Raw genomic sequence first — 14,239 nt, 5'->3', positions numbered from 1 at the left:
ATTTGTTTCCGAGGCCGCGTCGATGCGGTCCGCCAAGCCGCGAGTCCCCGTCGATGCTCACGCGCAAGCAGCTGGATCTCCTGCGTTTCATCCAGAGCCGCATGCAGGAATGCGGTGTCCCTCCCTCGTTCGACGAGATGAAGGACGCCCTCGATCTCAAGTCCAAATCGGGCATCCACCGGCTGATCACGGCCCTGGAGGAGCGCGGCTTCCTCCGGCGCCTGCCGAACCGGGCGCGGGCCATCGAGGTGATCCGCATCCCCGAGAGCCTGTCCCAGCCCGCCGCCCCGCCCGCGGAGCCGCGCCGCTTCACCCCGAGCGTGGTCGAGGGCGGCAAGTCCAAGCTGCCGCCGGTCCAGCCCACGACCACCCGGATGATCGACGATGGCGGGCGCGCCATCTCGATCCCCGTGATGGGCCGGATCGCAGCCGGTACGCCGGTCTCGGCGATCCAGAACCAGAGCCACGCCATCACCATGTCGCCGGACTTTTTGGCCGGCGGCGAGCATTACGCCCTCGAAGTGCGGGGCGACTCGATGGTCGATGCCGGCATCCTCGACGGCGACCTCGTGGTGATCCGCAAGCAGGACACAGCCAATACCGGCGACATCATCGTGGCGCTGATCGACGACGAGGAGGCCACGCTAAAGCGCCTGCGCCGCCGCGGCTCCTCGATCGCCCTGGAGGCTGCCAACCCGGCCTACGAGACCCGCGTGCTAGGTCCCGACCGGGTCCAGATCCAGGGCCGGCTCGTCAGCCTCGTCCGCCGCTACTGAAGCGGCGCGGCCGGGGCGTCGCCGGGCACGGCATCGGCGCCGTTTGAGTCGGACTCCGCGGGGATCGACTCGACTGAACTGGCCGGTGCCTCCGGGCGCTGTACCGTCGATGCTCGGGCTGCAGGCGATGGCCGCCATGGTACCGAGCGTCCGTCGCCATGGGTGTCGCGTAGCGTGAAGCCGTCGCGCTCGACCCTGAGGGCGACGGCCCCGCGGGTGGCGAGGACGCGCCGGTCGATGACCAGCGGCCCCGTGCAGCCCGGCGGCGCGGCGAGCCGCGTGATCAGGACTGCCGCACGGGCACAATCCTCCGCGAAGGCGCGCCGGTCGCGGACCAGGGCGACGGCGCGGCCATCCGGCAGGCGCGCGGTGCAGCCGAGCCTGTCGCATTGTCCGCCCTTCGAGGCGCCGCCGATGACCGCCTTGGCCGGGCGCCCGTCGCCATCCGCCTTCAGCCACTGCTCCAGCACGAAGGCCGAGGGACTGCCCAGCGCTGACAAAACACCGTCCGGCCCGCGGATCGCCGCGCCGCCGCCCTGGCGGTCGATGTAAAGGTCGAAGCGCTCCGGCATCGCAGCGAGGCCGAGCCCGAGCAGGGCCGGCGGCAGGGCGAGCCAGCGCAGCCGCGAGACCGGGAGCGTCGCCAGGAGCAGCCCGGCCGCCAGCAGCGTCAGTGCGCCGGTGCCGAAGGCCGGCAGAACCAGGGTGGCGCGATCGAAGCCGGCGATCCATTCGGAGATCGCCAGCATGCCGCCCACCGCCTGCCCCATCAGCCACCAGATTGGCCGGTCGAGGGCGAAGGGATAGGCCAGGATCCCGATCACCGCCGAGGGCATCACCACCAGGGAGACCAGCGGCAGGGTCAGGGCGTTGCCGATCAGCCCGAACGGCTGGATCGTCTGGAAATGGTAGGTGGCGAACGGCGCGGTGGCGATCTGCGCCACCAGCGTGGTCGCCAGGGTGCCGATCACGGCCGAGAGCCCGGTGCCGACGAGCCGCTCGATCCGCCCCGCCCCCGGGCGCCGGAACAGCCGCCCGTCGATCAGCCGCGCGCAGGCGATCAGCCCGGCCACCGCCCCGAACGACATCTGGAAGCTCGGCCCGAGCAGACCCTCCGGCTCCCGGGCCAGGGCGATCAGGGCGGCGAGCGCGAGGTTGCGCATCGACAGGGCCGGCCGGTCGACCAGGATCGCGCCCAGCATGATCAGGGTCATGATCAGCGAGCGCTCGGCGGCGATGTCCCAGCCCGAGAAGGCGCAATAGGCGGTGACGCCCAGCATCGCGAAGCCGGCGGCGATCTTTTTGATCGGCCAGACGAGGGCGCAGAACGGCACGAGGGCGAGCAATGCCCGCACCAGCCAAAAGACCACGCCGGCGGCCAGCACCATGTGGAGGCCGGAGATGGAGACATCGTGTGGAAGGTTGGTTTGCAACCGGTGTACCTTTTGGACGGGGACCGTGACCGCCATTGGGAAAACGCTTCATACTGGCGACAACCTCCGAATTGACCCAGGATGAACGGCTGTCGCGACGGCGGACAATCTGCCTTGTCGTGAAACGTCTATTGAATGGGCATGTTAAGGAACAGACCCGCTCGGTGGTCCCCCGCGGGGGGCGGTCACCGGCACGTCCTGGGTCCGACCACCACCGGTGCACGGGCCCCCATCAATGGTGGTACCCGCGTTAGTTTCGTGGCGCACCACCGTAAGCAGGGCGTGGCCGTCGGCCTACATCCCAACCACTTCCGCCGCCACAGCCCGTGCTTTGACCAGGATCCAAGCAGAGCGGGGGCGATGGATGTCTCCGCCCTTCGCGTCCTGCGAAGTCAATGGCCCACGCCCGTCCTAGATCTGGGACACGCCGATGCCGGCCACACCCCATGGCGTACTTCATGACCGTCTTTTGGTTCGGGGTGACGTCGACCTGGGCTCGGATCATATTCCCGTTCTGATGCAGGGCGCACTTGTAGAAAAAAATAGGCGCGTCGCATCCGAGGAGAGGGGTTCGACATGACCTGGTCGACGGCACGGATGGCACCCTGGGAGGCCGCCTTGGCGATCTCGGAAGCCGTGAAGGTGCGGGCACTGCGGAAGCGGTCCGGCGAGGCTTCGGACAGGATGGCGCCCTGGCACTGCGCCCCGTAATCGTAAATGTCGCTCCAGACGGAGACGCCGAGCCCCTCGCCCATACCCGCAGGATAAGCCTGGAAGCGTTCTAACATCCACGTCACGGGTGGCGGTGACCTACCCCCGGGCAGCAGAACCCCCCACCACCGTCAGGAGGCGAGGGGTTCACGATGTGGTGCATCGGTCCCAGGCGGAACGTTAGGAAAGTACACGGATGGAGTGCGCGATACTACCCCAGGGCGCCCCGCAGGGCCGTCGCACCTCAACCCCGATAGGTAGAGCCCCGTCCCCCGCGTCCAGGGCGCCCCGCAGGGCCATCGCGCCTCACCCCCTGTGGTAGAACCACGTCTCCGTACCAGGGCACATTGTAAGGGCCGCCGCGCTTCACCCCCTCAGAGGTAGAGCCAGCCTCCCGAAGTAGGAGAAGAGAGGCGGAGCCCCGACGGGGCCCCGGGGGGGCCTCCATATGTGGAACCAATCACCCGATTATTGAGGCAGGAGAGCGAGTTATAGCGCCGAGAACGTTGGAGAGGATTTCCTCCATCTTAGCCTCCATCCACGCTCCCTGAGACGACGGGACGATGAAGCTGTCGTGGACGGGCAGGACGCACACCGACGCCTTCTCGCATGCCTTGATAACGTCCACCGCAATGGCGCTATCGACGGCCATGCAGCGCACCCCCCGGTCAGCGCCGATGTCCTTCGCGATGGGGGCGTTCCGCTTCACCACCGCCTTGAGGAGGCCGTGGGTGTACCCCCAGGTGTGCCCCCACCCATCCCGGAACATCAGGGCCGAGGCGGCGGCCGTCATGGTCTTGGCGTTGAGGGCTACGTTCAGGGCGAGCTTCCCCTCGGCCCTGGGGTGCGTGCCGGTCTCGTAGGGATCGTGCGTCAACCGGTGTCCCCGGGCTGCGTACAGGATCCGCGGGTGGAGGGTGGCGAAGTCCGGCTCCACCGAGACCTCGCCGTTGATGAGGAGTTCCCTGCGCCGACCCTTGGGGAGGTTCTGCCACCACCCGTAGAGCCTGCCGTGCCGGTCCCAACGACCGCGGCCGAACACCCTGTAGACTTCAGGGCGCGGTGTTGGCGTGACGCCGGTCCACGTGCCACGACCATCGTGCCGGGCCCGGACGACGCGCCCGACATGTTCCCAGCCCTCCCCGGTCGGCATGCTGATGCGAACTTGCCCGAGGTGCGCGTTGACCCGGTCGAGCTCAGCCGCGAGGCGTCGGGTCTGCCTGGTGTCGGTGTAGCGGACGAGGTCGCCGGCCTCGTCCTTAAGGAGTAGCGCGCAGGGTCGCGGGTTGTACACGAAGGGCGCATCGCGATAGGCGGCCAGCAAGGACGGCGACGCGCGGATCCGCGACTGGCGGCCCGTTGTGAGGTGGTCGCCGGGGTGGGCTCGCACCTCTTCCAATAGGCCGAGGCCGACGAGCTCGCCGACGGCGGTGAGCACCCGGTCGTAGGTGTAGGCCGTCCCCTGGTACCGGCCTTGGCCGGCGTAGAACGCCTTGCGGCGGCTGTAGCTCACCCACGCACCGGGCTGCTCCAAGGCGGCGATGCAGGCGGCGGCGACAATTGATCGCCGAGCGTGGTCGTACCGCTTTTCGGAGGTGTCCGGCATTCCGGACGCGAATACGATCCCGTCGGGGATGCCCCACCGGAAGTCGAGGGCGCGATCCCGCGCCGGTTCGTCGTGCTGCATCTGTCCCTGCCCGAAGGATCACGGCACCGGGCACCACACCGGCGGTCGCGGAGGGAGGGTCCGCCTCAGGGATGCTGCTGTCTAGAGCGGAACGACTATACGAGTACTTGGTCCTTCGGACCTTGTATGGGTAAGGGGCGTACTCTCTACTTTGGGCTCAGGAGCGGTGGTTTCAGGCTCGCTTGATGGTCGAGTTTTCGGTCACCGATTGAATCTGCCGATTGATGGGTTGGATCGCTAGGCGGGGCTCTAATGACGTTCTGAGGGGTGCAAAATTTTTTCGGGGCAATCCCTCGCTTGACCGGGAGAAGAACGAGTTATCGGCTTGGACTCGCGATCCTACAGTGCCCCGCCTGTGTCGGCATGCGTACCGGAATTCAAAAAGGCGAGCGTGGGGCGTAAACCCGCTAAGTCAAACGGCCCCGTGTCCGCCGCTTACTGCTCCGTTCGGCCACTGAGGGTGGCAGGTGCGATAGACCTTTTGCTCGCGCGCGGTTTCGGCGCGCGCACTCCACCAAGCTTCTGAGCCTCGGCATGCTTGACTACTAAGGCCGCGTTCGCCGGGACCTCGTACGGGTCGGCCTCTTCCGCACCACCCGTTTGGAGACCCATCCGGCGGATCGCCGCGAGCGTCACGAAATGCTGGCCCGCCACCTTCGTAGTCGTCAGCGTCCCGTCGCGAACGGCGATGCGCAAAATGTTCGTCGTGATCGGGCCGGCCGGCCAGAAGAGGGATGCCGCCTCGGGTAGGGTCAAGAGTTCGTCGCCGCTCCACTCATCCACTTGAGGCCGGTCAGCGATCCGCGGAGGGATCCGCGTCGCTTTCCTGGCCGGTCGGCTCGCGCGAAGGAAGCTGGCTTCCGGCCGAATGTCGAAGTCCAGGAAAAGTGGCGAAGATTGATTCGACGTGCCGGACGGGTCGAGAACCGAGATTAATGGGCCAGCTACGCAAGGCCACGCGCCGTTATCCTTCCTGAGCGCTTCAGTGGAATGGTCGCAAGTCGTTGCCTCATCCGGTGGAATGCTCGGGCAGAGCGCGATTTTGACGGGCGTGGCATCAGCGCCGGCGTGCGCCGTGTCCGTAGGGAATGCGAGCCCAACTTGGTTTTCCACGCCCCTGCAGACCAAAGGATCGGCGTCTCGAATTCTGCCTTCCAGATCGCCCGGAGGTGCGGGAAAATGAACAGGGTCAAGGCCGAAATATCCCTGGTCGGGTGGGTACGCGACATAGTCCGGATGATCGGCGTCGAGTCCAACATACGACGTAGCCCTCCCGTCCGGCTCCAGACCGCGGGCTTCAACGCCATACCGCTGTCGCGGGCTCGACGTATCGTGCGTCATGTCGTTCGCCGCAGGGGCGGGCTTATCCGGGTCCACGGGCGGGAGCCCTGGCGACGCTGCCACCGGCGGCGTCGTTTGGACGGCATGCGTATGCATGACGGCCATGGCTGGCTCACGCTTCTGCCCCACCTCCTCTGCCGCCAAATGGTTGGCATCCCCGGTCACGGGACGCTCGACCTTGACCTCGCCCGCGGCGGGACCGGGCCGCTTCAACGGCGGTATAGGCTCCCTGACAGCCGGGGCGGGAACGGGCTTCGTCAGGCCCAGAATTCTAGCGAGCGCTGTAAACATTGGGCGGGCTCCGATGAGTCGAACCGAAACGGTCCCACTGATTCTCGTGTCCGCCAAATCGTCGTCCGAGCACTTACGGATCCATCCGCACACTAGCCATGGGGGTCATCCCATAGGCGTTGCCGAAAAAGCGCCGAAACGGCCGGATCGCCGAATCGTTCGGTGCGACGGACGCATGTTAACCTGCTCCGCATGCCAAGTCGGCATGTCAGGATCGCTCAATGGCCTAGATGACGATCTCGCCCGCGGGCCGACAGCGCGACGATCGCCATTCTCGGCATGCATCGCGTGAAGTCCCACGCGATCGCTCTGCATGCCATTTGTCATCCCATTGTAGAGACAATTTCATAAGTGCTTCACTGGACGCCGAGCGAGAGCTTGGAGATTCGTTCGGCGATTTGGCATGCGTCTAAGGTTCACCAAAGTTTTAGCACGATTTCGGCGGCGTCCCGTCGTGGAGGCATGTGCACCCCTGGCGGTACGGCCGAAGCCGCTACGCGTGCCCTACGTGCCGCAGCCGCTCGCCCTGGCCATCGCGACACGCGATTACGCCCGTCTCGTCGATGCCGGCTCGTTCGATAGCGCGCGTCCCTCTGCTCTGAGGCCGCTTTGGGAGGCGATGGGACCGGCGATTTGGCATTGGCAGTATGCCCTCCGCTTGACCGGACAGACCGCATGGCGGGCGCGTCCCGACGCCGACGAGCGCCGCGAGCGTACCCTGGTTCACCTCACCATGACGCGCGACGTCGACACGTGGGAACGCGCGATGAGACGCCTCGACGCGATCGCCGCCCGGGCCCGTGCCCTCGGGGATCCGATACCGGACCCGCTCGCCATCCCTCGCGAGGTACGCGAGGCGATTGATGCCCGGCAAGCGGCGGCCCTCGAACGGGTTGCCCGCCGGCAGGGACGCGAGGGCGGTACGGATGGGCCGACGCTCGTACCGGTGGAGGTTCGTCCCTTCCCGCCGCCGCCGGGGCCGGCCGGATCCGTCGACCCGTGACCCTCATCGGAAGAAGCTACGTGAACCAGCAAGAGAACCATTCCACGCCTTCGACGACCTTGAGCCCCGACATCGTAGATGTCGGCCGCCGGCCGTCCCTCGAACTCCGTTTCGTGGTGCGCATCAGCCGAAACCTCGGTCACGCCATCGGAGCGGCCGCCCGCCGCGACGGTGTGACCGCGGGGGCATGGGTCCGCCGGGTCTTGTTGGAGAGGCTCGATCTGCACTCCAATCTCGACGCCCGTAGCGGACGTCCGGTCTTCCTTCCCGCCGAGGAAGTTGCCGAGCTCGCGGCGGCGGTGCGCGAACTCGCGTCCGTCAACAACGCCATCGCGACCGCGGATACGGCTGCCGCCAAGGCAGGGCTCGACCGTACGAGGCACCACCTCATACCGGTCTTGATGCGTCAGTCGCGAAGGTGATCTCGGGCGCGACGCGAGGGCGCGGCGGGGACGCGCTGGCTCGCCACCTGCTCAAGGCCGAGAACGATGCGGTCGTGGTTATCCCCGCCCGAGGGCTCGGGAGTGCCAATCTCGTCGAACAGCTGCGCGAGCTCGTCGCCGTGTCCATGGGCGGTCGCACGGACCGCGTGGCGTATCATGTTCACCTCGACCCGGATGCGGGCATCGGCGACGAGGGTGCGGCCAGGGCACGTTGGTGGACGCTGTTCGAAGCGGAATTCGGCCTCCAAGAACAGCCGTACTGCGGTGCGGAGCATACCAAGACGGGGCGGTCGCACGAGCACCGGGTGTACGGCTTGGTTCGACCATCTGGGGCGGTCGTCGACCTGAGCTGGGATTACGCCCGTCGCGAGAAGTGCTCCCGCATCGTCGAGCGGGCGTTCGGCATGCGGCCTGTAGCATCGCGGCACGCCCGAGCCATCGAACGCCAGCTTAGGCTGGAGGGCCGCGCCGCGGTCGCCGATTGGTTGGAGAGTTCCGGGGCTACCACGGCGGAGCGACCCGTGGCGGCAGCGACCCCGGGGGAACGCCTTCAGCAGGAGCGGACCGGGATTGCCCTCGACGATGTGCGACGGTCGGTGCTGGCAGCGTGGAGGGATAGCGGGGACGGTACTGCCTTCGTTGCCGGCCTCCGGGCCCGTGGGCTCGACCTGCGGCAGGGCCGCAAGGGGCCAGTCGTCGTCGACACGAGCGGCGCCGCGCATCTCGCGACCCGAGCGGTCGGCGCGGCAGCCCGACGTTTCGAGGGAAGGCGGATCCTGGCCGCGGATGTTCGCGCCCGGCTCGATGGCCTACAACTGGAGAACATGACCGATGGACGTGGTGGACCTCGCGGCGCGGCTCGACGCGCAGGATCGCATGCTGCACGCGATCGTGGAGGCGCTGGCCCCGGCGCCGAGCGAAACGGAGACCTCGGGCTTCGAGGATCTCATCGAGACGCTGGCCGAGCTGATGGAGGCGGTCGCGGACGTCACCCAAGCCGTACGGGCGCTGCGCTCGCCCGGTTGCGCGCACTGCCGCCAGGGCGCCGGATAGCTCTTCGGCGTCGGTTGCAGGGACTGGATCCGCGTGTCGAGGCGTGCATTGAAGCGGCCGAGCGTGCCCGCGATGCCGTGGCGCGCTTGGAGGAGGAATCGCTCTATGAACGTGATAGAGCCTGGGCACTCTGGGGGATGACCGACGTTTGGGGCATTCCCCTACGCTGAGGGCCACCTCAGAACGTGACGTCCGCGACCACAGCTTCGGGCCGAAGCTGCAGCGCGAAGCGGACAGCAACGCCGTTTTCCGTATGACGGACCACGACTGCGCGTCGCATGCCGACGACCACCGGCATGCCGATCCCGGGGCGGGGCTCGACGTCGAGCGCCGCGCCCCCGGTCGACACGTCCCGTAATGCCCCCTCGACTCGCATGCCGGCCCAGCCGGACCAACACGGCGGTCCGGTGAGGGACCACGCGGGGGCTGGTACGGTGATCCACGCCCCCCAAAAGCCTATCCGGGTGCCAGGCGAGCCGCGCAGCGAGCCTTGCCCGCCTGGCCGTCCCCTTCTTGATACGGAGGTGGAACGTAGCGTCCGGACCCTCCTCCACGTGACCGTGCATCAGTCCGAGCGCCTCGACATAGAATGCCAGGACGGCTTCGCCGATCGTGATGCCCGCGCCGTCTACGGTCAGGTCGTCGAGCGAAGATCCCGCGACGACGCAGGCTCGCTCCTTACCCCTCCGATCGATGAACAGGCCCTCGAAACGGGTCACGACGATCGGGCTCATAGCTCGGCGATCCAGGACAGGACCGTGTCCCCCGACTCGCGGCGCGCACCGATCGCAAACCCGTTGTCGACGTCACGCGGATTCACGCCGTAGCGAGCTGCGAAGGTCTTGCTGAACATCTTCGGCGAGCCGTAACCCACGGCATAGGCCACGGCCGAGACCCGCCGCGGACCGCCCCTGGGAGCATCCGCATGGCCCGGGCGAGACGCCTGTCATGATATAGTGCGAGTTCGAAGTCGAGATCGACGGCACCGCCCGGGGGCGCGACACCCAAGCGGCGCATCAACCTGCGCCGGCCTTCTCTGCCTTCAAACTTTTGGCGCGTGTCGAGATGCATCACCTTGCAAGGGGCCGCTAGCTGGAACTTGCTGTGGCTATTTGCTAGGCCACGACCATGGCGACGCAAGCGATTACCACCGACCCTCCACGCGTGACCGAAGAGGGGACCTCGTTCGGGACCCTCAGTGGCGTCGAACAGGAGCTGCCGAGCGAGACTGGCAACGACTTGCAGATTGCCGAACCGTTCAATCCAGATGATATCGACGTCACGACGCGTTCGATGACTATTGATCTCCTCCTATCGCGGATTCGTAGCAAGGCCATTGATCTCGAACCTGATTTCCAGCGCCGCCGGGGCATCTGGACCGATCGCCAGCAAAGCCGGTTGATCGAATCGCTGCTCCTCCGCATTCCATTGCCCACGCTCTATGCTGCCGAAGACGAGGAAGAGGATTGGGCGATCGTCGACGGCATCCAGCGCTTGACGACAATAACGCGGTTCATCGATCCCAAAGCGATTGAGGAGACCCCACTAGCGCTGACCGGAATGGAATATCTCGGTGAATCTTTCAATGGCAAGTTATTCGACGATCTTCCCGCGCGGCTAAAGCGTCGTCTGCGCGAGACCGAGCTCGTCGTTCACGTCATCCGTCACGGCACTCCGCAGGAAGTTAAGTTCAATATCTTCGCGCGGATCAACACCGGCGGCATGCCGCTCTCGGCGCAGGAACTGCGTCATGCTCTAATCCCTGGCAAGGCGCGCGAATACCTCGGCCGGCTGGCTGGGCTCAATGCGTTCAAGCAGGCGACCACCCATAGCATCCGCGACGAGCGGATGGCTGATCGCGAGATGGTCTTGCGGTTCCTTGCCTTCAGCATGACTCGCCCGGAAGAATTCCGCGCCTATGATTTTGACCGCTTCCTCGGCGACGCTATGCGTCAGATCAATCGTCTCGACGATGCAGATCTGGAGAGGTTAGAGCACGGATTCATGCGGGCGATGGATAGCGCGCGGGAGATTTTCGGTCAGGATGCGTTCCGCAAACGCTATCGCGAAACTGATGGACGCTTCCCGATCAACAAAGCTCTATTCGAGACCATTGCCGTGTCGCTCGCCAATCTCTCGGATAGCGAGCGCGAGCGCTGCATTTTCCGCCACGAAGAGGTTCGCCGGCGGATGATGGAGGCGATGCAGGACCGCGAATTCGATTCCGCCATTTCGCAGGGTACCGGCGATACCGGCAAGGTGCGCAAGAGGTTTGAGATAGTTTCCACGATCTTCAGGAAGGTCGCCGATGTTTGACGCGCTCACCTTGCATAACTTTAAGGCGTTTCGAGACATCCATATTCCCCTGAAGCCGCTGACCTTGCTATCTGGTTTGAATGGGTCGGGGAAGAGCACTACACTGCAAGCATTGGCCTTGCTGCGCCAATCATGGGATACCGGCTTCCTCACGAGCCAAGGCTTTCTCCTAAACGGCGATCTGATTGAGCTCGGCACCGGCGTTGATGTGCTCAACGATCAGCATGACGACGAAGAAATTGGCATTACGCTCCATGGACCTGGAGAGCAGACCTTCGCATATCGCGTCGTTTATGATCCGCGGGGCGATTTGCTGAATTTTGCCGTCAAACCTGACTTCGGCTTTTACTCAGGGCTGGAGCATCAACGCGGCCTGTTTGGACATTGGTTTCAATATCTGCGCGCCGATCGCGCTGGGCCCGAGGTGAGCTTTCCCAAGGCTTATCACCTCGTCAACGAGCGCCGGTTTCTTGGCAGCCGCGGTCAGTATACCGCGCATTTTTTGAGCCTGTTCGGCGACGATGAGGTCAATCTGAAACTTCGGCATCCCGCCGAGGCGGCACCTGGCCTGCTCTCGCAGGTGAACGCCTGGATGAAGGAGTTCAGTCCTGGCGTTGGGCTAGCGGTCGAGGACATCCCGCGCACCGATGCCGTGCGCCTCGATTATTTCCACGGCGGTAGCGCCGGGATCAGTGGGTCTAATCCCTATCGTTCGACCAATGTCGGTTTCGGGCTGACCTACGTTCTCCCCATCCTCGTTGCCTGTCTAGCTTCACCGTCTGACAGTTGGCTCCTGGTCGAGAACCCGGAAGCGCACCTCCATCCGCAGGGCCAGGCGGCGATGGGACAATTGATGGCGCGGTCGGCCGCGACAGGTACCCGAATCGTGGTCGAAAGCCATAGCGATCATTTCCTCAACGGCATCCGACTCGCGGTGAAAGACGGCGAAATTTCCGCCGGTGACGTCGGTCTCAATTTCTTCCGCCGGCCATCTGGCAGCGGCCAACCCGGGCGCGTTCAGCCGATTGTCACCCCGGAGGGTAGGCTCACAGACTGGCCCGATGGCTTCTTCGATCAATGGGACAAGTCGCTTGATCGGCTGCTGAGCTGAGATGACATTCATCGTTTTCCTGAATGAGCTGTCCTTCCCGGCAGGCGTCGTTGATGCCGAAGCTGCCGAAGTGGCCATCTTGAGTCTGGCGAAGACGCTGCAGTCTTTGCGACGGATTCATTCGAGCGCGGCGCTCCACTCCTCTCTGCCGCTGGCGTCGATCCCAGTCGGTGATGATCGTTGGCTCGGCACGGTAATGGCAGAGGGTGGTCATCGTGACGAATGGCGGTTCTTACGCGGTTTCGAAAATCGCGCGCCGTTCCGCGTTGATCTAGGTGCAGCATTCGGCTTCGAAGCTGAATATCATCACGGCGATGTACTCGCCGAGGGTCTGGGGCTGAGCCATGTTGTCGGGACGCTCAGCGTCAGTTTTGCCAACGGGCCCTGGCTGGTGCCAACCGTATCGCTCCGTCGCATCTCGCTTGATGAGGACGGCGAGTTCGACGAACAGGTCGTCGAGGTTCATCACGCCGCCACGCCCACGCATATCACCGGCCATGAGGAATGGCTGCGGCGGATGCCCGCCGAGCAAGTACGCGATGGCGACGAACTATGGGCACGGCGCGCCGAAATGTTCCCGCATTTGCTATTCCTCCCGCGCGCAGAGGCGCATCTGCGCGCGTTCAAGGCTGGCGAAGTTCAGCTGGCATCGGCGCTGAGGGCGCTGATGGACCTCGAAGTCGCGACTGCGCGCTGGAATACTAAGGATGCCGCGATGCCGGCCTTCCTAACTAAGACTACGCCAGAAAAGGAACAACGGAGCAAACTGTTCTATTTCAATGATCTATCAGGCGTCGAACGCTGCTTTGACTGGCATTCCCGCTACACACCTGGTGCCGGCAGGGTTCACTTCTGGTGTGACCGCTCATCGGGCCGGCTGACTATCGCCCATGTCGGCGAGAAAGTACCGGGCTAGTTGCGGTAGACACAGGGGTCATTCTGTGAGCGCTCGACAACAGCCGCAGGATCTAAGCCGGACCTGCTAAGCGACTTGAGATTTGATGGGGCCGCGATGCCAAGCGCGTCAAAGGGATGATCCTGGACGCAATCGAAGGAGTAGAGCACCGCGATGCGCCCGCGGGGCCAATGAGTGTGAATGACTTTGTCCGTAAGCCGATCGGCTTACGGACACGCTCACCCGGCGGCGCCCGCGTCGCTCCTCCCCAAAGGGACCGTCGTCTCACAAGACCCGTACGCTTACCCTTTTGGTGAGGGGGGCCTAAACGTACACTGCCGGGCATGACCACGATTCTGATCGGCTACGCATGCTGCTCGACCGACAAGCAGGACCTCACGGTCCAGCGCGCGGCGCTTGAAGCCCTCGGCGTGCCACCGGACAGGATCTACACCGACCACGGCCTCAGCGGGACGAACCGCGCCCGCCCGGGGCTCGACCAGGCCCTCGCTGCCACGCGGGCGGGCGACACCCTCGTCGTCCCGAAGCTGGATCGCCTTGCCCGGTCGGTGCCGGATGCGCGCGGCATCGCCGACGCCCTCGTCGCCCGCGGAGTGAGGCTGGCCCTCGGCACGAGCGTCTACGACCCCGCGGACCCAATGGGGAAGATGTTCTTCAACATCCTGGCGACCTTCGCCGAGTTCGAGAGCGACCTGATCTGCCTACGCACCCGCGAGGGCATGGCAGTAGCGCGGGCGTGGGGGAAGCTCCGAGGCAAGCAGCCCAAGCTGTCGACCAAGCAACAGCGCGAGGTCCGCCGTATGCACGACGCTGGAGACCACACGATCGGCGACCTGGCCGAATTGTTCTCGGTATCCCGCCCGACCGTCTATCGAACGCTGGCGCGTCGAACCCAAGACGCCGGTGAGGCGAACGCGTCCACCGCCTGAATTTACCGAGGCGAGGCAATGCCAACGTAGGGCCGTGGATATTGGCTGCTCAAACACTTCCCCCGGCGAAGCAGCTTGGCTATCCCAGGTTGTGCGAATAGCGTTCGGGAGGAAAAAGATGTTCGGCGGTCCGGAGGCAGTTGCGTCGTTCCGAGGGCCGCTCGCGGCGATGGGTGCTCTCGCCTCCGCGACGGGAACGAGACGCCTCGGCGGCAAGCCGGGTACCGCG

At 65.3% G+C, this 14,239-nt stretch carries 14 protein-coding genes and 1 pseudogene; 9 read left to right on the top strand and 6 right to left on the bottom strand.

Translation table 11 applies throughout. From position 1 onward, the window contains the following. Window positions 1-53: 53 nt before the first annotated feature. Window positions 54-776 carry a transcriptional repressor LexA gene (lexA, locus tag BM228_RS06945; RefSeq protein ID WP_092038457.1) on the top strand — a complete coding sequence of 241 codons (723 nt, stop codon included), beginning with the start codon at window positions 54-56 and terminating at the stop codon, window positions 774-776. Here the strand turns inward: lexA and BM228_RS06940 are convergent. Next, window positions 770-2,191, bottom strand: a pseudogene (locus tag BM228_RS06940) (ComEC/Rec2 family competence protein); the annotation flags it as partial. The gene lexA and the pseudogene BM228_RS06940 sit on opposite strands and share 7 nt — an antisense overlap. A 594-nt stretch (window positions 2,192-2,785) precedes the next feature. Between BM228_RS06940 and BM228_RS35805 the strand changes: the two are divergent. Further along, window positions 2,786-2,920, top strand: coding sequence for a hypothetical protein (locus BM228_RS35805; protein WP_280142318.1), 135 nt, complete (start codon window positions 2,786-2,788; stop codon window positions 2,918-2,920). 460 nt (window positions 2,921-3,380) lie between these two features. On the opposite strand, the gene BM228_RS06935 is transcribed toward BM228_RS35805, so the two are convergent. Beyond that, window positions 3,381-4,607 carry a hypothetical protein gene (locus BM228_RS06935; RefSeq protein ID WP_092038455.1) on the bottom strand — a complete coding sequence of 409 codons (1,227 nt, stop codon included), beginning with the start codon at window positions 4,605-4,607 and terminating at the stop codon, window positions 3,381-3,383. 435 nt (window positions 4,608-5,042) lie between these two features. Next, a complete protein-coding gene (locus BM228_RS33640; protein ID WP_167367686.1) occupies window positions 5,043-5,948 on the bottom strand; it encodes a hypothetical protein in 906 nt (301 codons plus the stop codon). Window positions 5,949-6,738: 790 nt separating this feature from the next. Between BM228_RS33640 and BM228_RS06925 the strand changes: the two genes are divergently transcribed. Then, a complete protein-coding gene (locus BM228_RS06925) occupies window positions 6,739-7,242 on the top strand; it encodes a hypothetical protein (RefSeq protein WP_092038451.1) in 504 nt (167 codons plus the stop codon). Between the two features lie 20 nt (window positions 7,243-7,262). Then, the gene (locus tag BM228_RS06920) at window positions 7,263-7,664 is read left to right on the top strand and encodes a hypothetical protein (protein WP_139234055.1); all 402 of its coding nucleotides are present in this window, start codon (window positions 7,263-7,265) and stop codon (window positions 7,662-7,664) included. On the opposite strand, the gene BM228_RS34585 is transcribed toward BM228_RS06920, so the two are convergent. After that, complete coding sequence (locus tag BM228_RS34585) at window positions 7,649-7,960, bottom strand: hypothetical protein (protein WP_167367685.1); 312 nt, start codon at window positions 7,958-7,960, stop codon at window positions 7,649-7,651. The two genes, BM228_RS06920 and BM228_RS34585, sit on opposite strands and share 16 nt — an antisense overlap. Between BM228_RS34585 and BM228_RS36080 the strand changes: the two genes are divergently transcribed. Continuing rightward, a complete protein-coding gene (locus tag BM228_RS36080) occupies window positions 7,868-8,908 on the top strand; it encodes a relaxase/mobilization nuclease domain-containing protein (protein ID WP_425284922.1) in 1,041 nt (346 codons plus the stop codon). The two genes, BM228_RS34585 and BM228_RS36080, sit on opposite strands and share 93 nt — an antisense overlap. 8 nt (window positions 8,909-8,916) lie before the next feature. Here the strand turns inward: BM228_RS36080 and BM228_RS06910 are convergent, their stop codons facing one another. Then, window positions 8,917-9,114, bottom strand: coding sequence for a PilZ domain-containing protein (locus BM228_RS06910; RefSeq protein WP_092038445.1), 198 nt, complete (start codon window positions 9,112-9,114; stop codon window positions 8,917-8,919). Between the two features lie 354 nt (window positions 9,115-9,468). Next, window positions 9,469-9,624: a hypothetical protein gene (locus BM228_RS34575; RefSeq protein ID WP_167367683.1), complete on the bottom strand. Its 156-nt coding sequence runs from the start codon at window positions 9,622-9,624 to the stop codon at window positions 9,469-9,471. Between the two features lie 242 nt (window positions 9,625-9,866). Between BM228_RS34575 and BM228_RS06905 the strand changes: the two genes are divergently transcribed. From BM228_RS06905 to BM228_RS06890, 4 genes are all read left to right on the top strand, one after another. After that, complete coding sequence (locus BM228_RS06905; RefSeq protein ID WP_092038443.1) at window positions 9,867-11,054, top strand: GmrSD restriction endonuclease domain-containing protein; 1,188 nt, start codon at window positions 9,867-9,869, stop codon at window positions 11,052-11,054. After that, window positions 11,047-12,165 (top strand): DUF3696 domain-containing protein, encoded by a 1,119-nt coding sequence (locus tag BM228_RS06900; RefSeq protein WP_092038441.1) that lies wholly within the window; start codon window positions 11,047-11,049, stop codon window positions 12,163-12,165. Before BM228_RS06905 ends, BM228_RS06900 begins: the two co-directional genes overlap by 8 nt. A 1-nt stretch (window position 12,166) precedes the next feature. Beyond that, complete coding sequence (locus BM228_RS06895) at window positions 12,167-13,081, top strand: hypothetical protein (RefSeq protein WP_092038439.1); 915 nt, start codon at window positions 12,167-12,169, stop codon at window positions 13,079-13,081. 323 nt (window positions 13,082-13,404) lie between these two features. After that, window positions 13,405-14,010, top strand: a complete 606-nt coding sequence (locus BM228_RS06890) for a recombinase family protein (RefSeq protein ID WP_092038437.1) — start codon at window positions 13,405-13,407, stop codon at window positions 14,008-14,010. Window positions 14,011-14,239 lie beyond the last annotated feature (229 nt).

This window comes from Methylobacterium pseudosasicola (genome assembly GCF_900114535.1).
Classification (GTDB): Bacteria; Pseudomonadota; Alphaproteobacteria; order Rhizobiales; family Beijerinckiaceae; genus Methylobacterium; species Methylobacterium pseudosasicola.
This window is presented reverse-complemented; position numbering and strand designations above follow the sequence as displayed.

Excerpts from the sequence above, each read along its gene's own strand:
- BM228_RS06890 (WP_092038437.1), top strand. The coding sequence starts at position 13,405 with ATGACCACGATTCTGATCGGCTACGCATGCTGCTCGACCGACAAGCAG.
- BM228_RS06895 (WP_092038439.1), top strand. The coding sequence starts at position 12,167 with ATGACATTCATCGTTTTCCTGAATGAGCTGTCCTTCCCGGCAGGCGTC.
- BM228_RS33640 (WP_167367686.1), bottom strand. The coding sequence starts at position 5,948 with ATGACGCACGATACGTCGAGCCCGCGACAGCGGTATGGCGTTGAAGCC.
- BM228_RS06900 (WP_092038441.1), top strand. The coding sequence starts at position 11,047 with ATGTTTGACGCGCTCACCTTGCATAACTTTAAGGCGTTTCGAGACATC.
- lexA (WP_092038457.1), top strand. The coding sequence starts at position 54 with ATGCTCACGCGCAAGCAGCTGGATCTCCTGCGTTTCATCCAGAGCCGC.
- BM228_RS06935 (WP_092038455.1), bottom strand. The coding sequence starts at position 4,607 with ATGCAGCACGACGAACCGGCGCGGGATCGCGCCCTCGACTTCCGGTGG.
- BM228_RS06905 (WP_092038443.1), top strand. The coding sequence starts at position 9,867 with ATGGCGACGCAAGCGATTACCACCGACCCTCCACGCGTGACCGAAGAG.
- BM228_RS06910 (WP_092038445.1), bottom strand. The coding sequence starts at position 9,114 with ATGCGAGTCGAGGGGGCATTACGGGACGTGTCGACCGGGGGCGCGGCG.
- BM228_RS34585 (WP_167367685.1), bottom strand. The coding sequence starts at position 7,960 with ATGCTCCGCACCGCAGTACGGCTGTTCTTGGAGGCCGAATTCCGCTTC.
- BM228_RS35805 (WP_280142318.1), top strand. The coding sequence starts at position 2,786 with ATGACCTGGTCGACGGCACGGATGGCACCCTGGGAGGCCGCCTTGGCG.